At 44.7% G+C, this 25,588-nt stretch carries 24 protein-coding genes; 2 read left to right on the plus strand and 22 right to left on the minus strand.

Annotated features, from left to right (window positions below):
* Window positions 1–8 precede the first annotated feature (8 nt).
* Genes ABE28_RS17985 through ABE28_RS17995 form a run of 3 tightly spaced genes read right to left on the minus strand, consistent with a single transcriptional unit; the run spans window position 9 to window position 2,999 of the window.
* Window positions 9–1,202 (minus strand): ornithine--oxo-acid transaminase, encoded by a 1,194-nt coding sequence (locus ABE28_RS17985; protein WP_064465730.1) that lies wholly within the window; start codon window positions 1,200–1,202, stop codon window positions 9–11.
* A 16-nt stretch (window positions 1,203–1,218) separates the two neighbouring features.
* Complete coding sequence (gene pruA, locus ABE28_RS17990; protein ID WP_064465729.1) at window positions 1,219–2,766, minus strand: L-glutamate gamma-semialdehyde dehydrogenase; 1,548 nt, start codon at window positions 2,764–2,766, stop codon at window positions 1,219–1,221.
* Window positions 2,767–2,810: 44 nt separating this feature from the next.
* Complete coding sequence (locus ABE28_RS17995) at window positions 2,811–2,999, minus strand: hypothetical protein (protein WP_167353413.1); 189 nt, start codon at window positions 2,997–2,999, stop codon at window positions 2,811–2,813.
* Between the two features lie 143 nt (window positions 3,000–3,142).
* Between ABE28_RS17995 and ABE28_RS18000 the strand changes: the two genes are divergently transcribed.
* Entirely contained in the window at window positions 3,143–4,555 is a 1,413-nt protein-coding gene (locus ABE28_RS18000) for a sigma-54 interaction domain-containing protein (RefSeq protein WP_083232133.1), read from the plus strand.
* A gap of 43 nt (window positions 4,556–4,598) precedes the next feature.
* Window positions 4,599–4,772 carry a hypothetical protein gene (locus ABE28_RS25190; RefSeq protein ID WP_156775820.1) on the plus strand — a complete coding sequence of 58 codons (174 nt, stop codon included), beginning with the start codon at window positions 4,599–4,601 and terminating at the stop codon, window positions 4,770–4,772.
* A gap of 422 nt (window positions 4,773–5,194) precedes the next feature.
* On the opposite strand, the gene ABE28_RS18005 is transcribed toward ABE28_RS25190, so the two are convergent.
* The 19 genes from ABE28_RS18005 to ABE28_RS18095 all read right to left on the minus strand — a co-directional run bounded on the left by ABE28_RS18005 (window position 5,195) and on the right by ABE28_RS18095 (window position 25,320).
* Window positions 5,195–5,881, minus strand: a complete 687-nt coding sequence (locus ABE28_RS18005; protein ID WP_064465726.1) for an FMN-dependent NADH-azoreductase — start codon at window positions 5,879–5,881, stop codon at window positions 5,195–5,197.
* A 35-nt stretch (window positions 5,882–5,916) separates the two neighbouring features.
* Window positions 5,917–6,765, minus strand: coding sequence for a VOC family protein (locus tag ABE28_RS18010; RefSeq protein WP_064465725.1), 849 nt, complete (start codon window positions 6,763–6,765; stop codon window positions 5,917–5,919).
* Between the two features lie 4 nt (window positions 6,766–6,769).
* Window positions 6,770–7,174: a DoxX family protein gene (locus ABE28_RS18015; RefSeq protein WP_064465724.1), complete on the minus strand. Its 405-nt coding sequence runs from the start codon at window positions 7,172–7,174 to the stop codon at window positions 6,770–6,772.
* A gap of 195 nt (window positions 7,175–7,369) precedes the next feature.
* Window positions 7,370–8,182 (minus strand): nicotianamine synthase family protein, encoded by an 813-nt coding sequence (locus ABE28_RS18020; RefSeq protein ID WP_064465762.1) that lies wholly within the window; start codon window positions 8,180–8,182, stop codon window positions 7,370–7,372.
* A complete protein-coding gene (locus ABE28_RS18025) occupies window positions 8,169–9,506 on the minus strand; it encodes an MATE family efflux transporter (RefSeq protein WP_064465723.1) in 1,338 nt (445 codons plus the stop codon). Before ABE28_RS18025 ends, ABE28_RS18020 begins: the two co-directional genes overlap by 14 nt.
* Window positions 9,507–9,580: 74 nt before the next feature.
* Window positions 9,581–10,345 carry an ABC transporter ATP-binding protein gene (locus ABE28_RS18030; RefSeq protein WP_064465722.1) on the minus strand — a complete coding sequence of 255 codons (765 nt, stop codon included), beginning with the start codon at window positions 10,343–10,345 and terminating at the stop codon, window positions 9,581–9,583.
* On the minus strand, window positions 10,342–11,139 hold the full coding sequence (locus ABE28_RS18035; protein WP_064465721.1) for an ABC transporter ATP-binding protein: 798 nt from the start codon (window positions 11,137–11,139) through the stop codon (window positions 10,342–10,344). The genes ABE28_RS18030 and ABE28_RS18035 overlap by 4 nt, the downstream gene beginning before the upstream one ends.
* Window positions 11,136–11,975, minus strand: coding sequence for a nickel transporter permease (nikC, locus tag ABE28_RS18040; protein WP_064465720.1), 840 nt, complete (start codon window positions 11,973–11,975; stop codon window positions 11,136–11,138). The genes ABE28_RS18035 and nikC overlap by 4 nt, the downstream gene beginning before the upstream one ends.
* Window positions 11,966–12,919 carry a nickel ABC transporter permease gene (gene nikB / locus ABE28_RS18045; RefSeq protein ID WP_064465719.1) on the minus strand — a complete coding sequence of 318 codons (954 nt, stop codon included), beginning with the start codon at window positions 12,917–12,919 and terminating at the stop codon, window positions 11,966–11,968. The genes nikC and nikB overlap by 10 nt, the downstream gene beginning before the upstream one ends.
* A 1-nt stretch (window position 12,920) precedes the next feature.
* The gene (gene nikA, locus ABE28_RS18050) at window positions 12,921–14,450 is read right to left on the minus strand and encodes a nickel ABC transporter substrate-binding protein (RefSeq protein WP_064465718.1); all 1,530 of its coding nucleotides are present in this window, start codon (window positions 14,448–14,450) and stop codon (window positions 12,921–12,923) included.
* A 404-nt stretch (window positions 14,451–14,854) separates the two neighbouring features.
* Window positions 14,855–15,304 carry an OsmC family protein gene (locus ABE28_RS18055; protein WP_064465717.1) on the minus strand — a complete coding sequence of 150 codons (450 nt, stop codon included), beginning with the start codon at window positions 15,302–15,304 and terminating at the stop codon, window positions 14,855–14,857.
* A gap of 25 nt (window positions 15,305–15,329) precedes the next feature.
* Window positions 15,330–16,067, minus strand: a complete 738-nt coding sequence (locus ABE28_RS18060; RefSeq protein WP_064465716.1) for an amino acid ABC transporter ATP-binding protein — start codon at window positions 16,065–16,067, stop codon at window positions 15,330–15,332.
* Between the two features lie 15 nt (window positions 16,068–16,082).
* A complete protein-coding gene (locus ABE28_RS18065) occupies window positions 16,083–16,727 on the minus strand; it encodes an amino acid ABC transporter permease (RefSeq protein ID WP_064465715.1) in 645 nt (214 codons plus the stop codon).
* A 33-nt stretch (window positions 16,728–16,760) separates the two neighbouring features.
* The gene (locus ABE28_RS18070) at window positions 16,761–17,612 is read right to left on the minus strand and encodes a transporter substrate-binding domain-containing protein (protein WP_180319966.1); all 852 of its coding nucleotides are present in this window, start codon (window positions 17,610–17,612) and stop codon (window positions 16,761–16,763) included.
* A complete protein-coding gene (locus tag ABE28_RS18075; protein ID WP_064465713.1) occupies window positions 17,609–18,187 on the minus strand; it encodes a TetR/AcrR family transcriptional regulator in 579 nt (192 codons plus the stop codon). The genes ABE28_RS18070 and ABE28_RS18075 overlap by 4 nt, the downstream gene beginning before the upstream one ends.
* Window positions 18,188–18,534: 347 nt before the next feature.
* Window positions 18,535–19,680, minus strand: a complete 1,146-nt coding sequence (locus tag ABE28_RS18080; RefSeq protein ID WP_064465712.1) for a mannitol-1-phosphate 5-dehydrogenase — start codon at window positions 19,678–19,680, stop codon at window positions 18,535–18,537.
* A gap of 5 nt (window positions 19,681–19,685) precedes the next feature.
* Window positions 19,686–21,776 carry a BglG family transcription antiterminator gene (locus ABE28_RS18085; protein ID WP_064465711.1) on the minus strand — a complete coding sequence of 697 codons (2,091 nt, stop codon included), beginning with the start codon at window positions 21,774–21,776 and terminating at the stop codon, window positions 19,686–19,688.
* Between the two features lie 86 nt (window positions 21,777–21,862).
* Window positions 21,863–23,806 (minus strand): PTS mannitol transporter subunit IICBA, encoded by a 1,944-nt coding sequence (locus ABE28_RS18090; protein WP_064465710.1) that lies wholly within the window; start codon window positions 23,804–23,806, stop codon window positions 21,863–21,865.
* 221 nt (window positions 23,807–24,027) lie between these two features.
* Window positions 24,028–25,320 carry a CitMHS family transporter gene (locus ABE28_RS18095; RefSeq protein ID WP_064465709.1) on the minus strand — a complete coding sequence of 431 codons (1,293 nt, stop codon included), beginning with the start codon at window positions 25,318–25,320 and terminating at the stop codon, window positions 24,028–24,030.
* Window positions 25,321–25,588 lie beyond the last annotated feature (268 nt).

Consider the following 25,588-nt stretch of genomic DNA (forward strand, 5'->3'; position numbering starts at 1 on the left):
GATAGTAATTAAGATAAAACTTTATTGATGCGTTCGATTGCCCAGTCCAAATCTTCTTTCGTGATCACTAGCGGCGGTGCAAAACGGATGACTGTATCATGCGTTTCTTTACATAGCAGTTTTTCTTCTTTTAGCTGCTCGCAATAAGGCCTTGCAGCTTCCGTCAATTCGACTCCGATGAACAAGCCCCTGCCGCGGATATCTTTAATCATTGGATTCTTGATTTCTTTCAAACGATCCATAAAGTATTGGCCAAGCTCCAAGGAACGCTCCGCAAGCTTCTCCTCTTCAAGGACTTCCAATGAAGCGATGGAAACCGCACACGCCAATGGATTGCCACCGAATGTGGAACCATGGGAACCAGGATTGAATACGCCAAGGATTTCACGGTTTGCAGCTACGCAAGAGATCGGGAAAACCCCGCCGCCTAGTGCCTTGCCTAAAATGTACATATCTGGAACGACTCCGTCCCAGTCAGAGGCGAACATTTTCCCTGACCGGCCAAGTCCTGATTGGATTTCATCAGAAACGAACAAGACATTATTTTCTTTACATAAGTCATACGCTTCTTTCAGGAATCCTTGAGGCGGGATGATGATTCCTGCTTCCCCTTGAATCGGTTCGATTAAAAATCCAGCCGTTTGCGGTGTAATCGCTGCTTTCAATGCATCAAGATCGCCGTAAGGGATAAGCTTGATTCCTGGCAGCATCGGTCCGAAGCCCCTTCTGTATTCCTCATCGGAAGACAGAGATACGGCTGCCATCGTACGTCCATGGAAATTTCCGATACAAGCGATGATTTCAGCTTGGTTTTCTGCGATTCCCTTAACATCATAGCCCCAGCGTCTAACCGCTTTGATGGCTGTTTCAACGGCTTCGGCACCTGTGTTCATCGGCAGTGCCATGTCTTTTTGCGTGAGGCGCGAAACCATTTCATACCATGGGCCCAATTTATCGCTGTGGAACGCACGAGACGTCAATGTCACGCGATCCGCTTGTTTTTTTAATTCGTCGATGATCTTCGGATGCCTGTGCCCTTGGTTCACTGCTGAATAAGCACTTAACATATCCATATATTTGTTGCCTTCTGGGTCTTCCACCCAAACTCCTTCTGCCTTCGAAATGACGATCGGTAGTGGATTATAATTGTTTGCACCATATTGTTCCGTTTGCTCGATTAATTTTTCCGTAATTGTTGTCATATTGATTCCCCCTAATTTATAGCGTTTCCGATGTTGTTTTTCCTTGAAGGTGAAGAACTAAATAATCGGGACCGCCCGCTTTTGAATCCGTTCCTGACATATTGAAGCCGCCAAATGGCTGGTATCCTACAATGGCTCCTGTACAGCCGCGATTGAAGTACAAGTTACCGACGTGGAAATCCTCACGCGCCTGTTCGATATGTTCAATGTTATTCGAGATGACCGCGCCTGTTAAACCATAATCCGTGTTGTTGGCAATTTCGATGGCATGATTGAAATCCTTTGCCTTACAGAACGCTACAACCGGTCCGAAAATCTCTTCTTTCATGACACGTGCGTTCTCATCCACATCGGCAATGATCGTCGGCTGGATGAAGAAACCTTTTGAATTGTCCCCTTCTCCCCCTGCAACAACTTTCCCTTCTTTTTTACCGATTTCCACGTAGCTCATGACTTTGTCGTAAGCGGCTTGATCGATGACAGGACCCATGAAGTTGTTAACATCCGATGGCTCCCCGACCGTTTTCTCTTTCGTTAATTCAATGACACGATCCAAGACTTGATCATACACATCTTCCACTACGACGGTACGTGAGCAAGCTGAACATTTCTGTCCGGAGAATCCGAATGCAGAAGCGACGATTGATTGTGCCGCCAATTCCAGATCAGCCTCTTTATCAACGACGATCGTATCTTTACCACCCATTTCAGCGATGACACGTTTTAACCAAATTTGACCTTCATGAACTTTTGCCGCACGCTCATAAATACGAATTCCGACATCACGAGATCCAGTAAAGCTAATGAAACGTGTACGGTGATGATCCACTAAATAATCGCCCACTTCGGCACCGCTTCCTGGAATGAAGTTCACGACTCCTGCAGGCAAGCCCGCTTCTTCCAATACTTCGATGAATTTGGCTGCAATGACCGGCGTTGTACTGGCTGGTTTCAATAGAACCGTATTACCTGAAACAAGAGCAGCCGTCGTCATCCCTGCCATGATCGCAAACGGGAAATTCCAAGGTGAGATGATGACACCGACACCAAGTGGAACATAGCTGAATGCATTGTGTTCAATCGGACGGCTTTCCACTGGCATGCCGTCTTTAAGCTTCAGCATTTGACGTGCGTAGTATTCCATGAAATCGATTGCTTCCGCTGTATCTGCATCCGCTTCATTCCAAGGCTTCCCTGCTTCTTTGACCAATAGCGCCGAGAAATAATGTTTTCTTCTGCGAACGATGGCTGCAGCCCTGAATAAAATATTTGCACGAACTTCCGCTTTCGTTTTTCTCCAGGTTTGGAATGTCTGATCTGCCGCTTGCATGGCTTGCTCGGCCAAATCCTTGTTCGCTTTGGAAACCATTCCAATGACTTCTTCTTTATTTGCTGGGTTTACAGAGGTAATGACTTCATCAGTAAACACTTTTTCCCCATTAATGACTAGCGGGTATTTCTTCCCTAACTCATTAGCTACTTCATTCAATGCCGCTTGAAAAGCTTTATCGTTTTCTTCGAGTTTAAAATTAGTAAATGGTTCGTGTTTATATGGTTGGACCATTATGGCTCATCTCCCTAAAGTTTATTTATGTTTTTACTTCTCCCTTATTTAATAAGCAAGTTCCGTGCCAACTTTTCATTTTTATCAAAATAATTAATATTTTGCATGAAATTCAACACGTTCAGGGCAAAATTTTTATAGTATGCCATTATTTTTTGCTCTAATCTATATTTTGCAGCTTCAAACCCTGTACTTTTATTAGATGCAAAATTCATGCCAAACTGTTTCATCATAAAAAAGCAGCCTTTCCCCCTTTTTTCGCAAAATAATTTTGCACCTATCCGCAAAACCATCTTGCTGCGCAAATTTTCATTGCACCTTTTCTTCCATTCCTCTACAATAAGCTCTAACATATGAAATAAACGGGGAGGCACTCATGTATTTAGACCAAATCATAAAAATAGAAGGTTTCCAGACCATCCTCTACTCACTTGTGGATGTGATCGATAGTGGGATACATATCATTGATACAAAAGGACGTACGATTGTATATAACAAAAAAATGGCTGAAATTGAAGGCATGGAATCCGATGAGGTATTGGGGAAAAAGATTCACGAGATTTTCAAGTTCAAGGAGGAAACGGAGAGTACATTGATTCGCGCCTTACATTCCGGCAAAAAGACCGAAAACTCAAAGCAGACGTATTTCAATAATCTCGGGCAGGAAATCACGACCATCAATAATACGTTCCCGATTATGGATCAGAACCAACGGATAATCGGGGCAATTGAAGTGGCCAAGGATATAACGAACCTGGAAAGGCTCATTAAAGATAATATTTTGAATAAGGGAGATACCAAATACACGTTTGACAGCATCATTGGAACGAGCGAGAATTTCTTGGAGGTTATAGAAAAGAGCAAGCGCTCGACCAGGACCACATCCTCGATCCTTATCGTCGGGGAGACGGGAACGGGCAAGGAGCTCTTTGCCCAAAGCATCCATAATGGCAGCAGCCGCTCGACACATCCCTTCATTAGCCAAAACTGTGCAGCCCTCCCGGATAGCCTAATTGAAGGAATACTGTTTGGCACGAAGAAAGGAGCGTTCACGGGTTCGATTGAAAGGCCCGGATTATTCGAACAAGCCCAAGGCGGGACCATCCTTCTGGATGAAATCAACTCCTTAAATCCGAATCTGCAGGCGAAGCTGCTGCGCGCCCTACAGGAAAGGACGATTCGCCGTGTCGGGGATACGAAAGACAAAAAAATAGATGTTCGGGTCATTGCGACAATCAACGAAGATCCAATAGACGCCATTGCAAATGATCATTTACGAAAAGATTTATACTACCGCCTAAGCGTCGTTTCCTTATTCATCCCGCCGCTTCGTGAGCGGAAAGAGGACATTCCTTTGCTTGCGCAATCCTTCATCGAGAAATTCAATGCACTATTCGAATTGAATATCGAAGGAATAAGCGAAGATGTTTACGCCCTTTTTTATGACTATGACTGGCCAGGAAACGTCAGGGAGCTTGAGCATATCATCGAAGGTGCCATGAATTTACTCGAACCTGGCGATACAAAAATCTCACCCAACCACCTTCCAGCTCTATTCAAAAAGAAGGCACATCTAGAGGAAGCACCTGCCTCTAAAGACGAAGACCATAACAAACGGGAAACACAAGAGTCAACTTTATCCCTGGATGATTATATAGCAAATACCGAAAAGCAATATTTGGAGAAAGTCTTGAAGGAGCATGGGATGAATATCTCACAAGCGGCCAAAACCCTCAATATCAGCCGCCAAAGCCTTCAATACCGATTGAAAAAATATCAAGTCAAATAGCATCACGCTTCACAAAAAGGCCCCCATTCTATGGACCCTTCTATTGATCAGCGCGGTGGAGAGCAAATTCATATATGACCGGACGGATTTTGCGTTGAGCACGCTGATTTTTTTCCGCACGGCCGAATTATCGGTCGGGTCGGTCGAATTATCGGTCGGGTCGGTCGAATTATCGGTCGGGTCGGTCGAATTATCGGCTGCGACGGTCGAATTATGACAGAGTTCGGACGGATTATGACTGAATTCGGACGGATTCTGCTTTGAGCATGCTGATTTTTTTCCGCACGGCCGGAATATCGGACGGGTCGGTCGAATTATCGGCTGCGACGGTCGAATTATGACCGAGTTCGGACGGATTCTGCGTTGGACATGCTGATTTTTTTCCGCACGGCCGGATTATCGGGCGGGTCGGTCGAATTATGACCGAGTTCGGACGGATTCTGCGTTGAGCATGCTGATTTTTTCCGCACGGCCGGATTATCGGACGGGTCGGTCGAATTATCGGCTGCGACGGACGAATTATGACCGAGTTCGGACGAATTATCGGCTGCGACGGACGGATTATGACCGAGTTCGGTCGAATTATGACCAGATGCAGTGGGAAAGGCCCTCCATATTTGGAGGGCCTTTCCGTTATGATTAGAATGAAGCGGCAGCTTTTGCAACGTTTTCCAAACCATCGCTGATGATTTTTTGTGTCCGATCGGGGTACTGATTGTGACCTTCTATGACCACTGCCTCAGGATTGTTGATCCCCCATAGGCTAATGATAGTTTTAACCAAATTGACAGCCATTTCTCCAGAAGCCATTCCTTCCAAGGCATAATCCGAGCCACGGGCGTTCAGTAACATGACTTTTTTATTGCCCGCATATCCTATTGGACCTTCCGCCGTGTAATTGAACATTTTACCGGCTTGTGCCAAATAGGATAGATAGGTGATGAGCGGTGCTGGTGCGGTTCCATTCCATAATGGGAAAGCGAAAACCACCTTATCCATCGCCAGGAACTGATTTAAATATTGGTCGACCAGATTGGCGGCTTTTTCCTCTTCAGCTGTCAGTTCCAGCCCTTGATTGCGTTTATACAGCCCCGTGATGGCGGTATTGCCATAGTAGGGAAGGTCTTCTTTGAATAAATCCAATTCAGTCACTTCATCTGTACGGTGTGACTCTTTATACGATTTTAAAAATGTGTCATACATTTTCGAGCTTATTGCCTGTTCTGCCGGGCGATCGTTCACTTTCACGAAAAGTACTTTTGTCATTTTCCGATTCGCCTCTGCAGCGGTTTCCTTATTTCCAAATAATCTGCTTAAAAAACCCATTATCCTCACCCTTGCTTTCTTCTATAGTTCATTTCTTAGACGACTAAATGAATCTCATTTCCTGATGGATCGGCTACAATGTAGTACGCTTCTTTTTCCGTCACTACAGCACCGATTGCTTTCAATTGTTTCGTTACTTCGTTTCTCGCTTTCTCATCTGCAAAAACGAGAGTGTACCAGTTTAGGCCCACACTATTTTCCTTAGGGGCTGGGACGCCGACGCCATTCCATGTGTTCAAGCCGATGTGATGATGATATCCTCCGGTGGAAGTGAAAAGCGCACCTCCGAATCGGTTCACGACGGTAAATCCAAGTCCTTGCATGTAAAACTCCTCCGTCTTCCGTAAATCCGATACGTGCAGATGGATGTGTCCCATTAGGGTACCTTCAGGCAATTTGCTCCATTCGCGGTCGCTTTCTTCCAGCAGGTCGTTTCCATCCAAGGGATCCGTGCCCATTGCAACCTCGCCATCAGCCCATTTCCAACGATCAGATGGTCGATCCACGTAGATTTCAATGCCATTTCCATCGGGATCGGTGATGTACAATGCTTCACTTACAGCATGGTCTGCCGCCCCGAACGGATATTTCGTTTGAAGTAGATGGCGTAAGAACTCCGCTAAGTCTGCACGGGTTGGCAGCAACAAGGCGAAGTGATATAAGCCCGAAGTCCGTCCTTCCTTAGGGGTCACACCGGCGGGCTGCTCAAGGGTAAGCAACGGGGTTTTTCCATCCGTCGTTAACACAGCCTGCCTATCCGTCTTCTTCAGTAGTTGAAGACCGATGATATCTTGATAAAACATGATGGCATCATCCAAATTCATGACGTTTATACTGACCTCGCCGACAAAAGTAACGGGTTTTTGATGAAAGTTTTCATTCATATTGTCACACCCCTTTTTTATTGAAAAACATATGATCTACAGAAAATACTGTGCGGCTTGCACATGCTAGATACACAGAAATGGCCAACAAGGCCAAGTCCAGCTCGTAGCCCGCTGTTTGTCCGTTGCCAAGAAAGCCCGCAGGCAGTTTAGCCGTGACGATCGCACCAAGTAAAATGATCGCAAATAGGACGGAAACGATTTTTGTACCCAAACCAAGTATAACCGCAAGTCCTCCAATCAATTCGATTCCTGCCACGATGTATGCCATAAAGCCGGGAATGCCCAGGCTATTGAAAAAACCAGCCGTGTTTCCTATTCCCCCTTGAAACTTCGACAATCCGTGAATGAAAAAAGTAAGACCTAAAATCACCCTTAAAAAAACTTGTGCTGCATCATTTTTATTCATGTATGAATTCTCCTTTTTATACGGTTACTTTATGTAAGTAATTATATTTTAATAAGTTTATAATGTCAAGTAACTTTCTTGGGTTTTAATTTAGCTTGTGTTCATTTAAGATAAAAAAACTGTAGACAAGCTCCCTCTTCAAGAGAGCTGGCCTACAGTTTGAAACGGGTTGCCTATGCTACCCTTTCATTGGTGTTATTGTTTAAACGTATAAAAAATGGTTGAATTGATGATGAAAGAATCCGCCTTGGTCCGTGCGACCTCCTCACATTTCACAGTCCGGAACTTCGTTGCATCAACGGGCTCATATAATAATTGATGAATGCCGTCCACCGACCGAATGGCAACAATCGCTTCAGGCTTGGTTTGAAATATCCTCTCCAGGATTTTCTCTTTATTAGGAACTAGACTGGCAATCCAGACTAAATCGAACTCCCCATAATCATGAAGTGCGCCATCTTTCAAGACATAATCCGACGTCGGTTCCCCCTCGAGTTGCTTTATGATCCGCTTGCCTAGCGAATGGGCTTGTTCATCTATATCAATACAAGTCATACTCGCTCCAAGCTCTTGTTGAAGCAGCAATGGACTTAAAGGCAAAGGGCCCGTACCTACAAATGCAAAGGAACGGATTTCACCCTTCACTTTCCGTAATTCCTTCATTTCCGTTTTGATCAGTTCTTTGTAGTTCTCCCAATAAAGGAAGGTATGGAAATCCTCCAAATTGCTCACCTTGCCAGCATATGATTTGGCATAATGCTCCTCCATCAATGTCTCGGCTATGTTCAGCTTGGCAAGCATGTTGCCGCGTATCGATTGGATTTCATCTTGGATGAGGATTTCTGTTGCCAAGTGCTGGTCCAACGGTTTGGAAATCACCGAAACAAGCTCCGATAATACACGATTGATGATCTTATTATCAGGAGATAAATCAGCTTCCTTCCGTAAGGTTTCATAAGCCCCCACATATGTATGAATGATTTTTTCTTGATTTCTAGACCATTTCATTGCTTTCAAGGTGAACACTCCTCTTAGGAAATAATTTTTTATTTAACTGAGGTATATATAGTGACAAAAAAATGGAACGACCTAAGCTGAAGATTGTAAAGGCGAGCCACAATCCATGGTTTTGATACACAGGTACAAAGAAATGCAGTGTCAATAGAAAGGCGATCAAGGAGTAAATCATCGAGTTTCGAATCGGGGCCGCCTCGGTTGCCCCAGTAAAAACACCATAAAAAACGATCCCTACACTCGCTGCTATCGGGAACAGGACCAACCAGGATCCATAAACATGTGCCCCTTCCATGACACTGGGTATCCGCGTAAAAAACGTGAAAATGGAATCACGGAATAAATGGTAGCAAGCGGCCATCAGCAGCGAGGTCAGCACTCCCCATTGCAGGGACAGCAGCAACGTCTTCTTATATAAAAGCTGATTTCTAGAACCAACCGCTTTCCCGACCAAAATGCTCGAAGCGTTTGCCAATCCGTCGAAGAAGTATGCCATCATATAATGGATTTGGATGAGTACCGCATTGGCGGCCAATACCTCCGTTCCGTATGAGGCTCCCTTTGCCGTAAAGATATTGAAGACGGTCAACAAGCAAAGCGTTCTAATGAATAAATCGCGATTCACCGACATCATTTTCTTTATCGAGGAGGCATCGATCATTTCCTTCAAAGGAGGCATTTCCAATCGATGCAAAAAGGCGTTCCAAATAATGAATAACCCAATGAAAAAGGCTGTCATTTCCGAGAGCAGCGTGGCTATCGCTACACCTGATACCCCCCATTCGAATACATGGACGAACACCAGGGCCAGAATGATGTTCATGACGTTCATGAACACCTGTAGCAGTAACGAAACCTTGATTTTGGCCATCCCCATCAGCCAGCCCAATATGACGTAATTCATCAATGTGAAAGGAATCCCCCATATCCGGATGCCGAGGTATTCCGCCGCATATAAGCGGACTGCTGCATCGGGATCCATCAAGTTTAAGGAAATTCGTTCGATTGGTCCCTGCAGCAATATGAAAACGATCCCGACCGCCAAGGCCAAAAGAAATGGTCTTATAAAAGCGAGCTTTCCTTCCCTATCATCGTTTGCCCCAAGTGCTTGTGCAGCAAATCCCGATGTGCTCACCCGCAAAAATCCAAACAGCCAATATAAGGTATTAAACACGACAGTACCGATGGCCACGCCGCCCAAATAAGCAGGATCGGGCAATTGGCCCACAACAGCGGTGTCAACCGCACCTAAGAGTGGCGTCGTTATCGTCGAGATAATCAGAGGAATGGCCAATGCTAAATATGATCGATGGTTCACCTTGCTTCCTCCCTAGATTCAAAAATAAAAAAACGTAACCATTTCGATTTATAAACTATATTAGTTTCCTCATATCAATCAAACAGGGAAATCAATTCTTTCGTATATGGATGACGGTCGGCACAAAGAAGCAGCTCCGTCTCGAAGGCATCGACGATTTCCCCTTCTTTCATCACCATGATTCTTTGGCACATCTTTTGTACCGCCGGGAGATCGTGGGAAATGAATAGATAAGACATGCCTAACCTCTCACGCAGCTTCCCTAGCAATGTAAGCAACGACGCCTGTGATAAAACATCCAGGCTTGAAGCAGGTTCATCCAGAATAATCAGGCTCGGTTCAATGCTGATGGCCCGGGCAATGGTCACACGCTGCTTTTGGCCGCCACTTAACTCGTGCGGATAACGCTCAGCCAAACTTTTTGGAAGCTCCACCATTTCCAGTAGCTGCTCAATGAAATCGCGTTCACTTTTATACGTCAGATGCTTCATATCGACCTGACTGCCATATTGCTGAAAAGGATCGATTAATGACTCCCTTACCTTTAGTTTCGGATTCAGTGCAGAAGCCGGATTTTGCAAGACGGCCTGCATGTTCCTTCGGTATGGCTTTAAAAGGCGTTCACTTTTTCCAGACAGCTCCCTTCCATTAAATAAGATGCTGCCTTCGTCAATCGGCTCAATCTGCAGGAGGCAGCGGGCAAGCGTGCTCTTTCCGCACCCGCTTTCCCCGATCAAACCTAAGCATTCTTTGCTTTCGATGCTAAAATTTACATTTTTAAGCACTTCCGCTCCACTATAGTATGTTTTATGGATATTTCGTATGTCTAATAAACTCATCCGAATGCCCCCTCATGTTTTAATAAATCTTTTCTGAGTGAGGGAGATGCTTGAATCAGCCTCCTGGTATAGGGATGCTGAGGATGATTGAGTACGTGGTCTTTATCTCCGCTTTCAATCATCACTCCGTCTTTCATCACCCCTATGCGGTCCGCGTATTTCTTGACATGACGCAAATCATGGGTGATGAACAGGATTGCGCATCCAGCTTCTGCCTGTAGTCTTGATAACAGCTCCAAAATCTTAAAAGATGAGACGCTATCCAGGGCAGTGGTCGGTTCATCCGCTATCAATAAATCAGGTTGAAGCAGCAGTGCAAGTGAAATGGATACCCTTTGAAGCTGGCCGCCACTTAATTGAAAAGGATATCTGCTGTAGATATCCTCAGCCAGTCCCACTGATGCGAGCGCGTCGACAGCTTGCCGGCGTCGTGCCTTTTTGGAAAGGTCCAGATGCGTCCGCTGATATTCTTCGAAATGTTGACCGATCGTAAGGAACGGTGTGAATGAACTTTGGTAATCTTGAAAAATATAAGCGAGGCGCTTGCCGCGAAGCTTCCTGATGACTGGTGCACAGAGAGTTAATATATTCTTGTCTTCAAACCATATTTCTCCCTTCGCTTGGAGATTGGGTGAAAGCAGCTGTCCAATCGCCATAGCCGTCATGCTTTTGCCGCTGCCGCTTTGACCGACGAGTGCCAGCCACTCTCCTTCACGGACCTCAAATGAAAGATTTTTTACGATATGATTTTGCTTGCCCATCACATGTAGCTGCCTTACCGATAAAAGACTCATGATTCCACCTTCTTATTCACATCGAATGCATCTCTGAAATAATCGCCGAGTATGTTTGTTAAAAAAACGACACCCATGATGGCGAGCCCTGGATAAATCATCAGGGATTGATTGGTTTGGAAGTATGGGCGGGCATCGTTCAGCATGGCCCCCCACTCCGCTGCAGGCGGCTGGGCACCAAGGCCAATATACGACAAGGACGATATGAGCAAAATGATTTTACCTAAATCGAGACTGGCAAGGACGAGCACGTTTCCGATGATATGCGGAAAAAGGTGTTTTTTCATGATCCTAAAGGAGCTTAGTCCATTTATTTTGGTCATGGTGACATAATCCTTCTGACGTTCGGTGATGACCGTGCTGCGCACTAGCCTGGCATAATTCACCCATTTCACAACAACGATCGCCAACAGCAGATTTTCGATTCCCGGGCCTAAAAGGCCACTCAGCACGATGGCCACGATCGTATCCGGAAACGCCAGGAACGAATCTGCCACGCGCATGAAGATACGGTCGATCACACCGCCTTTAAATCCGGCAATCAACCCGAATGGAACTCCGATGATTACCGCGGCAAATAAAGCTAAAAGACCATAGCCTACCGTGAGCTGGGACCCAAGCAATAGACGCGTCAATACATCACGCCCAAGGTGATCCGTGCCCAACGGATGTTTTCCACTTGCCGGCAATAACCTTTCCCCGAGATTGACCAGAGCCGGATCATGTTTCAAAAATAGAAAGGCGTAAGCCGCAACGGCTAACCCAAGAGCCAGCACCGTAAAAATGAAAGCCTTTTTCCCGTTTCGTTTAAATCGTTCGTTCATCACTAACTCCATTTCCGCTGATTCCTTTCCTTCAATCTTAGCTCAGGGTTTAAATATCGATACGATACATCAACGGCACTATTGACGATGAAGACAATGATGGCCATGATCAAAAGGTACCCCTGGATGACTGGATAATCCCGCGAGCGAATGGAGTCGACCACCATCTTGCCTATGCCTGGATAAGCAAAGATCACTTCGATCACGACTACACCGCCGATCAAGCTGCCCAAGCTGACACCGAATACGGTAATGACCGGAGGCAAGCTATAGCGAAATGCATGGGAAAAGAATATCCGCCTTTCCGAAATCCCCCTAGAACGTGCGGCCCTGATGAACTCCTGACTAAGCGAATCAATCAAACTCGAGCGCAGCAAGCGGACGTACACACTGGTGATAGCCAGCCCCAAAGTGACGGACGGCAAAATCAAGGTAGATAATCCGTCCCTCCCCATCGTCGGAAGCGCCCCCAAGCGTACCGCAACCAAATCAATCAAAAGCAGTCCTAGCCAAAAGCTAGGGATTGCGGCTCCCACTAAAGAAACGGCACGGCTTAGCTGATCGATCAAGCTTCCCCTGTACAACGCAGCAAGAGACCCTAAAGGTAAAGCTATGACAAGCATGACAAGCAATCCTCCGATCGCCAGTTCCAATGTAGCAGGCAAACTGCTCATGATCATCTTCAACACAGGCTGGTTCGTAAGGTAGGAGCGACCGAAATCAAATTGAATGAAGTTCAGGAACCACTGCCCATACTGCAAGAGCAGCGGTTCATTGAAGCCCAATTCTTCCCTGAGTCCATTGACCTGTTCGGTTGTAATCGATACATCATCCACCTGAAGTATCGAGAGGACTGGATCGCCAGGGGCAAGCCGAACAAACAAGAAGGAGATGAATGTGACCACAAGCACAAACATCACGACCTCAAACAATCGCCTCAATAAAATGCCGAACATTTCACTTCACATCCAGTTCATTCGTCAGCATGTAGTATTCGCTTCTTGAAGTGATCCAGTTTTTCACTTTATCGGCGTCATAGGCAACTAGTGTATTCGGATGTAAAATGAATGAATTATAAACCTGCTCATCCACATACAACGCAATATCCTCGGCTATATCCGAGCGCTTTTCTTGTCCGACCGTCACATTCAGCTCATCGATCATCGCCGTCAAATGATCATCATCCGCTCCACTGAAGTTCAAGGCTCCTTTTGGATGATACGTTGCATTCAAATAGTATCCGGCATCTCCACGCGGAGCGGTCAAATTACTATAGGTCGTCAAATCCCAATCCCTGTTGGCGGCCATATACTCTTCCGGGATTTCTATTTGCTTGATGTTCACATCTATTCCTAACTGGCCGGCATCCGATTGAAACACTTGAGCGATCAACGGTAAATCGGCACGTGAACTGTAAGTGAGGAGAGTAAACGTTAACGGTTTGCCTTCCTTTTGCATCACGTCATTCACTTCCTTATAACCGGCTTGCTCAAGATACCTTCTTGCCGCCTCCATCCCTTTTTCCTTTTCCGGATAGCTCGGAGCAAACGAGAAGGTCGATGGGAATGGCCCTTTAGCCACCTCCGCATGGCCATGCAAAATCGTTCCCGCAATCGCTGAACGATCGATCAAAGCATCCATTGCCTTTCGGACGTTGATGTCCTGCAGCTCTTTCTTTTCCAAATTCATCGTCATTTGATGCACACGGAAGGTAGAGGTCGATTCCACCTTCACGCGATCGATCGCTTCTAAACTTGCTAGACTTTCCACTTCCGGCCGGAAGACGATATCGGCGTCTCCCGATTCAAGGGCTAGAGATCGGGCATTGGCATCTTCATTAAAGGAAAACCTTGCTTTTGCAAGCTTTGCAGCCCCGCCCCAGTAAGCCTCGTAACGTGTTAACTCAACCGCCGTGCCCGGAATGAATTTCGAGACCGCAAATGGTCCTGTACCAATCGGCTTGTTAATGAAGTCGGGCTCCGTTACATCGATGATCGATGTATTGGGATGGACCAATTCAGATGGAAACTCCGGAAAGGGAACCTCCGTCTTGATGGTCAGCGCATTTCCCTTCGCTGTTATCGATTCAATGCGCAAGGCATTCTTGATCGCCAAGCTATCCTTCATCGCCCTCTCCAACGATGCCTTCACCGCTTGACCGTCCATCGCCTCTCCATTCTGAAACGTCACACCATCCCTCAGCTGGAACTCCCATAACTGACCATCCTTGCTGCTCCAGCTTTTTGCCAGCCACGGCTCGATAGTCAAATCCTTATCATTGAGATGCACCAATGTCTCCGTAATGCCAGCACGCAATGACACATAACTTGTATCCACATTGGGATCGAGTGAGCTCGTCGCAAAATTAAACAGCAAGTTTACCTCCTTCACCTCGTGTTGCTGGCCAGTCGACTGCGCAGAACAAGCAGCCAAAACAAAAAATGATAGACATAAGATAATGATTGATTGATATTTTCTCGATATCATCTATTTCCTCCATAAACTACAATTGATTTCACAAATCGAAAACATCACGATTTACAAGCTGTTATTATTCGCTACTGCCTTTATGTAAAGAAAAGATATGTTACACTCTTGGCTATGTCTCCGATACCGCCCCAAACCCATTCGCGAGTAAATTGTACCATATCCGAACCGGTCTCGAATTACTCCAGCATTTAACTGGACAAAGTCATTCCCTCCTTCACTCAAATCAAAATAATTACGATTTAACAACGGCAATCGTCGCTTTGCCGACTTGACTGCTTCATTATAAAACGTAATGATTACTATTTACAAGTGTTTTTTTAAAAATTAACCCTTCTCTTTTTTCTTCAAAAATGGCAAAAGCACTGTAGTCGTTTATCTACAGTGCTTTTGTTCGATTACAATCATTGTTTTGCTTCGTGCTGTTCCGGAGCGATTTTCGTTTGCTCTTCTCCATTTAAAATCAGTCGGAACGAGATATCGGCTTTGAGGGAATCAGATACTGCACAGTATTTTTCTTTTCCTAGATTGATTGCCCTCCAGATCCGTTTACTGTCCACTTGTCCATCGATCATGAAGGTCACGACGATGGATGTGAAGCCTTTTGGCAATTCTTCTTTTCTCGTACCATCTGTTTCAATTTCAAGCCTGTCCACAGATGACAAATAAGGTTTCAGGATCATCGTGACATCTATGCCAATGCATCCAGCTAGGGACGCCAAAAGCATTTCAGTTGGTGTGCACCCCTTCCCTTCGCCTCCATATGCAGGTGTTGCGTCCATATTGACTTCAAAGCCTGAATCTCCAACTGCTGTGAAAGCACGCTGGCCTGTCCATTTTGTTACCACTTTCATCATCATTCCTCTTCCCTTATATGACCTACATTTTTTTCAAAAATTTCTTGGCTCGATCGGTTTGTGGGCGTGAAAAGAATTCTTCTGGCGGACTTTCTTCAACGATGGCACCATCGGACATGAAGACGATTCGATCAGCTACTTCCTGAGCAAAGGTCATCTCGTGCGTAACGATAGCCATGGTCATTCCATCACGCGCAAGTTCTTTAATGACAGCCAGCACTTCATCGACCAACTCTGGATCTAATGCAGAGGTTGGTTCATCGAACAATAAGATGTCGGGTTCCATGGCAAGTGCTCTCGCGATCGCAACCCTTTGTTGCTGACCACCGGATAAACGGGAAGGGTACACATCTTTTTTGTCGATCAGCCCCACTCTTTTCAGCAGTGTTTCCCCTTTTCTCACGGAATCATCTTTCGACCACTTTTTCACGATCAACAGTGCTTCCATCACATTTTCCAGTACCGTTTTATGCGGGTATAAGTTGAATTGTTGAAAAACCATTCCCGTATGAAGACGTACTTTTTTAATTTGTTTATTGCGCACTTTATGACTGCTCTTCGCATCAACGACGATGTTGCTCACTTCGATCGTTCCACTCGTTAATTCTTCCAGTCCATTTATACATCGAAGCAGTGTACTTTTACCCGAACCACTCGGCCCAAGAATCACGACGACTTCGCCGCTGTTCACTTGCAAATCAATATCCTTTAACACGTCCAAGGTTGAAAAACTCTTCGATAGGTTGCGGATGTTTATCATTCTATCTCACCATACTTAATCATAAATTGATAACCGTTTTTCAATTCTTTCCAATACAAAGGAAAATCCTGTACTCATGATCCAGTACATTAGCGCAATCGCTAAATAAAATGGCATGTACACATAGTATTGAGCGATTAATAGTTGGGCAGATCGCAATAATTCGGTGACCGTTATTACGGAAACAAGCGATGTTTCTTTTAACATCCCGATGAATGTATTGCCAGCAGGCGGAATGGCTACCCGAATCGCTTGCGGAAAAACGATTCTGCGCATCGTTTGATAAGGGGACATTCCAGATGCATATGCCGCTTCATATTGCCCTTTAGGGATAGATTGGATCGCCCCGCGCAATGTTTCGGACAAATAAGCCCCGATGCTGATGCTTAACGCGATATAAGCCGCTGTCAGCGGTTGAAGATTCAACCCGTAATCAGCCAGTCCATAATAGACGATGATGATTTGGACCAAAGTGGGCGTACCTCTTATGATGGAAACATATGCACGAGCGATCCATCTAATGAATTTATTGCCTTTTAATCTTGCTACCGCCACAATCACAGCAATAATCGATCCAAAAAACATGGATATAATGGTGATAAGGAGCGTATAGTAGGCTCCCTTCAATAAAAATGGCAGGTTCGTCCAAATAACATCCATAGCTTTGCTTGTATCCTTTCCAAAATCATTGATTTATTCTTGCGGCTCTTCCCCAAACCATTTCACGAAAATCTCTTTATATGTGCCGTCTTCTTTCATATCAGCCAGATGTTTGTTCAATTCTTTCAGTAAGGATTCATTGCCTTTACGAATTGCGATTCCTGCTTGATCAGATTTAACCGGCTCACCTACAGCCTTGATCTTAAATCCGTTTTTCTCGACAACCGGTTTCAACGCATACATATTGTTGATGGTTGCGTCAATTCTTCCAGAGTTCAAATCCTTTAATGATGTGATTACGTCATCATAGGTTTTAATCGTAAAATCGCCTACCTCTGGAAGCAGCTCTGTACGAAGATAAGTTTCATCATTAGTTCCCAGGCCCACCCCGATGTTCTTGCCTTTGAAATCTTCTACAGACTTAACATTATTATTTTTTTCTTGAACAATCACCTTCACATTGTTCGTGATATATGGCTCCGTAAAGTCCATTTGTTTTTTTCGGTCATCAGTAATCGTCATTTGGCTTATCACTGCATCAAACTTTTTGGTTTGCAATCCTGCCACCATACCTGAAAACTCCTGAGAAACGAACTCCACATCCACGCCAAGCCGTTTCGCCAATTCCTTCGAAATATCCGCATCAAATCCATCCATTTCTTTTTTATCATTCAAGAAATTGTATGGCTGATATGTACCCATAAGCCCCACTTTAAGAGTCCCGCGATCTTTGATCTGTTGTAATAAATCTGCACCGCTTTCTTCTTTCTCACTTGCCGTCTCGTCTTTCTGACCACAAGCGGTTAAAATCAAAGTAAATGCTGTTAATAAAATCAATGTAAGGTAGGAATATTTTTTCTTCATGTCAATCCGTCTCCTTTTCATGTTCCTAATAATCCGAAAAATTCGAATCTGACCATTTCCTTGGACAGCTCCGCCGTTGTTCTAGTCCGGATATTCGAGCCATCCGAAACCGGTCCGAATAACCACCTAGATAGGATTCCTTCAAATAAACTCATTAGTAATGCAGCTTGTAAACCAGGATCCCTTTCCGGTAGCATGTCCAGTTCCATTGCTCTTTTGATATTATTCTCGAAGGCTGCTTCCACCTTCAAACGAGTTTCGATGATTGCCTGTTTAAGTGATTCTTCCCCATCGATTCCTTTGAATATCATTTCCATCATATATCGATTGGATTGCGAAAAATCAAACAACTCCACAAATAACCTTTCAGAGGAATTCAGAACATCCTGAACTGTTCCGGGAGATTTCCGATGTCCGTGTGCCACTACCTCCAGAAGTCCGTTTCGCCCTTCTTCAATGATTTCTAAAGCAATCGCCTCTTTACTTTTAAAATGCCAATAAAAAGTGCCTTGGGCAATGCCCGCCTCGCGAACGATGTCGGAAATTTTCGTTTTATGATAACCAAGTGAAGCAAAAAGTTGTTGCGAAATCGCCAATATTTGCTCTCTTCTTTCCAGCTTTTCTTGAGTAGGAATCCTTGCTCACCTCCCGATTGATTAGTCAGTCAGTATTATCATATAGAAATCCTGAAGAGTAGTCAATTATCTTTAGTGGTTTAGTTGGTATTAATTTTTTCCTTACTGAACATCGCATCGTTTGATCTCTTTTTCCGTATTTAAAGTGCACGGCACTCGTGCCTTCCGCTCCATTCCACTCTGTGTGTACATGAAGTTTTGGAAAGCTTGAAATCAGCCCGTGCCTAGAAGGAAAAAGTAATGTGAAAATTCTGAATCCCTTTTCTCTACAAACAAAAAGCTCCTGAAAATTCAGGAGCTTAGGTTCGTCATTTTTTCATTTCATTGTAATGAGTGATGACTTCTTTCGTTATTTCACTGTTTTCGTCCAAGCCGCTAACTTCCTTAAGTACGGCTGGTACACCCTTTTCTTTGATCATCGCTTGCAGCTTGATCGCTTCTTCGTCTTCGGGGAAATCAAACAGCAATGCGGATGCTATCGCCTTCGCCAAGTTCGAATAAGTTAGACCGGCCTTCTTCGCTTCAACGGCAGGTCGTACGAGACGGTCGTTCGGCCCAAGCTTGCGGAGCGGTGAACGGCCCACCCTATTCACCGAATCGTTCAAGTAGGCGTTTTTAAATCGGGCAATGATTTTTTCAATATAGCGCTGATGCTCGTCTGCATCCAAACCGTATTGCTTTATTAAATAGGCGCCCGTTTCCCCGAGTATTTTCTTGACTTGCTCGACAATCGCTTCATCCTCCAGGGATTGGTCAATTGTCAATTTGCTGTCTTTAAGATAACCGAGGTACGCGATCGAAGCATGTCCTGTATTAACGGTGAACAGTTTCCTCTCGATGAATGGAGCCAGTTCTTTTACGATCGTCATCCCTTCGACCGCAGGAATGCTTTCATTCGTTTCAACGACCCATTCATAATAAGGTTCAACCAATACGTCCAGTGACCCTTCGTTATTTTGCAACGGGACGATCCGATCGACTGCTGAATTGAAGAAGTATACTTTATCAGCCAAACTAGCCTTCGTTTCTTGATCCAAGTGTTGCAGGATGTACCCTTCCAAAAGGTCTGTTGCCGAGATTTGGTTTTCGCAAGCGATCACATACAGCTTTTCATCGGTTCGTTTCACTCTTGAAGCCAATCCCTTTGCCATCAAAGGAGCGATATGAGGCAAGATATTCGGTCCGATTGCCGTGGTAAGGTAGGTTGCTTCCGAAATGGCTTTTATGATTTCCGCTTCCTGGTTCAAGCTATTTAAGCCTGAAACGTTTTCAACCGTGACCGATTCTTGTTGATCGGTTGCCAGTTTCACTTGGTATTGTTTTTTTTCATTCAATTGATCGATGATTTTTTCAGCTATATCTACAAATGTGACATGATATCCAGATTGTGAAAAGAGTGCTCCGATAAATCCTCTTCCAATGTTTCCTGCACCGAAATGTACGACTTGTTTCATTACAATCATCCCTTTATCAAATTAGTATATAAATAGTCCAAAAATACGGCTTCCAGTCTTTTTTTGATCAATTCTTCGTCCGAAGATGAAAAAATCATGATTGATTCATTACTTTCAATTAAGCTTGAACTGATCAAGCTGACGATTTCCTGCTGCTTCACACTCAAGTCTTCTGGGGCCAGCATCAGCAGCAAATTTTTCATCTGGACGTCTTTTCCATCCATTCCTTTAACAAGGCAAGCGTCTGCAAGATGGGCGATTTGGAAGATCAACTCGTTCACGTTTTTATTTCTCGCGTGAAAAAGTCCCATACTTGTTCCCGGAATGCCTAAACCGCCTTTTGTTTCCCGTTCGTTCAGGGCCCCGATTACTTCATCCGCCTTCTTTAGCAGTTGTTCCTTTTCCGCGATCCGAACCATTTCCTCCAAAATTTCTGGCTGGCCCTTCAAATGAGGGAGGCGATATAACCGAAAATTGCCGATGATCGACTCGATACTCTCCTGGGCACTTTTCAATTCCTGCAATACATCCCTCAACTCGCCGCCAGCTTTCTTCGGAGGCGAATCCTTGTTCGCCGCCTGACTGCGGTAACGTTTATTTTTCGTGAACTTCTCGATGTTCTTCCTGATATAATTCCGGATATTCTCGATATTCTCTTCACTCAAAAGAGGGGATACGAGAATATAATCCATGTCGATATACGGAAGACGAACGGTGGAAATGATTACGTCGTAATTTTTCAGGCTATCCTGCTTTTGGATATCCTTGATCGTTTTAATTTCAACCGTCTGGATTTCAATGATTTCTTTTTTGATCCGGCTGGCCAGCATCTTGGATGTGCCTATTCCCGTCGGACAAACGATGAGTGCCCTTATGGCAATTTCCTCTTCCCTCAGCACTAGGGCAGATCCGAAATGAAGGACGATGAAGGCTATTTCATCTTCCGGGAATTCTTTAATTTCCTTGAATTCCTTTTCCAGACCTGTCTTGACCGCTAAAAAGAGAACGGGGTACTTACGTTTAATATCTTCCGTTAAGGGATTATATAATCCCATGTCCTGTTTGATCCTGAACAGCGATGGCTCCATGTGGGCAAGAAGCCCTTGATACAGTGGAAAATCCTTGGTCAAGTTGATTTGGAGCTGCGCGGAAACATCCTTGATCAAGTTCCTTATGAGCTGCCCCAATAACACACTGTCATACGGCACGGCATCGGCGGCATGAAGTTTGGACCCTTTCAAGATGGCTGCCAAGTAGCTTATATCATCGATTGTAAAAGAAACCTTGAGCATGGCGCTCAGTTCCTTACAGATTTTATCCATAAGGTTATTTTCATCCGAGAGGTCGCTCAGTCTTTTGAAGTCCTTCTCCAAATAAAATTGGCTTTCATTCCTTTGCAGGGTTACATGAATATGTACGATTAACCCTATATACCCGCTATCCGCCAAACGTGAATGGATACTATTGAAGGTTGAGTTCAGCACGCCATCAATGGCCAATAGATAATCCGGATCAAAATAGTGGAGGATTTTCCCCTTCCGCTTTTCCCCTTCTTGGAGCAAGAATAAGCTCTCGATCAGCTCTTCATTAAAGAAGTGCAGGAAGTAGGCAGCCTGGGCTTTCCGTTTATTTTCTTCAGTACCGGTAAGCTCTATTCCGACTCCCCTTTTCCTTGTAATCAAGATATTGAAATTCCTTAGCCACTCAGTCAATTCGTCCAAGTAGACGGTAAGGGTCGTTATGCTGATGCCAAGATTCACCGCAAGTGCTTGCGTTTTATATGATTCTTCCTGAAGTAAGGCCAATAGGAGATGCAGCTTTCTTTCTTGCGGCGTCTGATCGATTGGATGATTGCCCATCAGGTGCTGCACAAGCCGAAAGATTTGTTCATTCTTGCCGTCGATTGACAGCCCTTCATGTGTGTTGCGTGTTAGGTGCAATTCAAAAGATTGCAGGATTTTTTCTATCGATTTCAAATCACGCTGAACCGTGCGGACACTCACAGTCAAATGTGCAGCTATCGATACGGCCGTATGTTTCCCTGACGTTTTTATGATCAGTTCCAGGATTGATTTTTCCCTTGAAGTAATATACATGCTACCAACTCATTTCAGGTGGAGTAACACGAGAAAATACTGAATAGAAAAGCGTAAAACGCTTTTCTATTCATGGTTTAGAGTATTTAATTTTTTTCTACATTGATGATATCCATCAATTCCTTGGCGGTTGTAGCTTTGACCATTTTTTCAATGTTCTCCATTTCAGAACACGTTACGGCAATGCCAGACAGGATTTCCAGATGCGTGCCATCCTTACCGGCTATCCCGAATATTAGTCGTGCTTTTTGGCCGTCAAAGTCAACACCATCAGGAATCTGTAAAACGGTGAATCCGGATTTAAGAACGTCCTTCTTCGCTTCCTCTGTTCCGTGTGGAATCGCTACATCATTTCCCATATAGGTTGAAGTCAGCTCATCGCGGGCAATCATTGCTTCGATATAGCTTTCCTTAACATAGCCTGCTTTGAATAAAGCCCTGCCAGCAAAGCGAATCGCTTCTTCCTTATTGGCAAACTTTTGATTGAGGAAGACATTTTCTTCACGAAGCAATTCATCAGCACCTTGTTCTTCTTCCTCTATACCCGGTTCGATTGAATGTTCACGAACGCCTGGTACCTTTTCTTCAGCATCTTCTACGATCTCATGCAGCTCATCTGCGCCGTCATCTTGAAGACGCGCAAGCAAGGAATCATATTCAGGACTTGATAAGAAGTTATCGACGGATACGTGATAAGCATTAGGCACTTTGTTTTGTGCCCTTGGCGTTAACTCTTCCTGGGTAATGACGATTTGTGCATCAGCAGGAATGTTTGAGATCGCCGTATTGGTAACCGTGATATTCATCCCGGCTTCCTTCACCTTCTTGCGAAGCAGTGATGCCCCCATTGCACTTGAGCCCATACCAGCATCACAAGCAAAAATGATTTTGCTGACGTTTGTAGGCAGCGCTCCCGGTTCTGAAGCGAACACATTGGCAACGGAGCTTTTCTTGCCTTTCATTTCTTGCATTTTCTTCGCGGCATCTTCAATGTTCTCTTCGGATTGTTTTCCAGTTTTCAAGATGAATGCAGCGACAACGAATGTTACGATTGCAGCGACAAGTACACCGGCAAAGTTGGCAATATATGCGCTGGCATGATGCGGAGTTACGGCCGTAATGGCAAAAATGCTTCCTGGTGAAGCAGGCGCGAATAATCCTCCGCCTAATAGGACTAAAGTGAATACTCCACTCATGCCTCCAAGGATGACCGCTACAAATAACATCGGCTTCATCAGGATGTAAGGGAAATAAATTTCATGGATTCCGCCGAAGAATTGAATGATGACAGCTCCTGGTGCCGATCTCTTCGCCGTTCCTTTTCCAAAGAAGCAATAAGCAAGCAGGACGCCAAGACCTGGTCCTGGATTCGATTCAAGCAGGAACAGTATGGAAGACCCTGTTTGTTTAGCTTGCTCTAGAGCGATTGGTGATAATACACCGTGATTGATCGCATTGTTCAAGAACAATACTTTCGCAGGCTCGATCAGGATACTCGTCAATGGCAGCAAACCTGTACCGACAAGCCAATCGACTCCTGCTACAAGCCATCCTGTAAAGACGACAACAGCCGGCCCGATGGCCAGGAATGATAGAATTGACAGCAAGCCGCCAAGTATCCCGGCCGAGAAGTTGTTGACAAGCATTTCGAATCCGGCTTTTATTCTTCCTTCGATCATTTGATCGAATTTCTTGATGACATACCCACCGAATGGTCCCATGATCATGGCACCGAGGAACATCGGGATGTCAGATCCGACAATGACACCCATTGTCGCGATTGCACCGACTACGCCTCCACGGTGATCATGAATGAGCTTACCACCTGTATACCCAATTAAAATCGGCAGTAAAAACGTGACCATCGGGGAAACCATTTTGGCAAGGCTTTCATTTGGAAGGAAGCCCGATGGAATGAATAGGGCCGTGATTAACCCCCAAGCGATGAAAGCTGATATGTTCGGCATGACCATTGAACTTAAAAAGTTACCGAACTTCTGGACTGCAACCTTTATATTAAAGTGAGCCATTTTACTCTCTCCCCTTCATTAATAATATATTTTACATTTATCTTAAATCACGTACCTTCCGCATTCAATAAAAGATAAAACTAACTTTGTCGCGGAAGGGAAGACAAACATAATGTTTCTCATTTTTCCAGTTTTATTCAGGTCTTGGTCAATTACAACTTGGAGTGAACGAAAGAGGATCCCATTCGCATCTTTACGAACGGAATCCTCTTTCTTAAAACTTATAGGGGGATGATGCCCAATATGACAGAGACCACGATCATGACGAGTGTCGATCCGCACGCCCATTTCAGGAAGGTGCGCTGCAGGGCTCCGAAATCTTCGCCTACCATTCCAATCAATAGATAGGTAGATGGAACGAGCGGGCTTAATAGATGAACGGGCAGCCCTAACAGGGAAGCTCTTCCGATCAAGGCAGGATCGATTCCATAAGCCGCTCCCGCTTTTGCGAGCAATGGGAGTACCCCATAATAAAAGGCATCGTTGGACATGAAAAACGTGAATGGAGCCGAGATGACGGCTGTAATGACGGCAAAATGTGCACCCATTTGGTCAGGAATGTGCTGGATCAAAGAGTTGGCCATCGCATCGACCATTTCCGTACCGGCAAGAATACCAGTAAAGACTCCAGCAGCAAAAATCATTGAAATTACCGATAAGGCATTGTCAGCGTAATTGGCAACGCGTTCTTTTTGATCACTGATCTTAGGATAATTGACCGTGATGGCGATTGCAAAACCTACCATGAATAAGACCGCCGAAGGCATAAGCTCCATAATCAGCGCTACAAGAAGGGTCAGCGTCAATGCATAGTTGAAAATAATCAATTTGGGACGCTTAAGATGAGCATCTTCCGTTGCTGCCGCATGCTGGGCCGCAACAGATTGATCGATTTCAATGATACCGATCCGTTTTCTTTCTTTTCTACCGAGGCAATAAGCCATGAATAAGACGAATAAGACTCCACCGATCATTGCAGGAATGACGGGGGTGAAAACTTCGGACATTTCAAGCTTTAAAGCGGTCATCACCCGTGCTGTCGGTCCTCCCCAAGGAAGAAGGTTCATGACTCCGGAGGATGAAACGGCGATACCTGCTAATATGAGCGGTTTCATTCCAATCCGTTTATAAAGCGGAAGCATCGCGGAAATCGTGATCATATAAGTGGTTGTACCATCTCCGTCCAGAGAAATCAGCAACGCCAGGACCGCCGTTCCGATGGCAATTTTGACTGGATCTCCTTTTACAAGCTTAAGAATCGTTCGAATGATCGGATCAAAGACGCCAGCATCGATCAAAATGCCGAAGAAAAGGATCGCGAATAAAATCATGATTCCCGTTGGCGCCACACTTTTGATTCCTTCCAGCGCCATCGCACCCATCTCACCGCCGAATCCGCCGATCAGTGCAAAGGCACTTGGTACTGCAATCAAAGCTATCATGGCTGAAAGTCGCCCTGTCATAATTAATATCATAAATACCAAAATCATCAAATATCCCAATAAAGCGAGCATATGATCACTCCTCATCTTCTAATAAGTAAATTGTATCGGAAAACGCCTCACCTGTAAGCGTTTTCAATTTATTGTTTTTTAAAACTATTTTGTTAATTGTGTTCATTGTGTTCACGGAGTTGCCTTCGCACCATTTTCAAGAGGTGAAAATGGTCCGTAAGTCATGAAAGTTGTTGCATCGATAATGAAATCACCCATTATGCCACTAAAAGGGTGGGTAACTCCGATTAATACTGTATAATTTACATTGCTTTTATTTTTCGAGAAA

Origin of the sequence: Peribacillus muralis (assembly GCF_001645685.2) — a bacterium.
Taxonomy (GTDB): domain Bacteria; phylum Bacillota; class Bacilli; order Bacillales; family DSM-1321; genus Peribacillus; species Peribacillus muralis_A.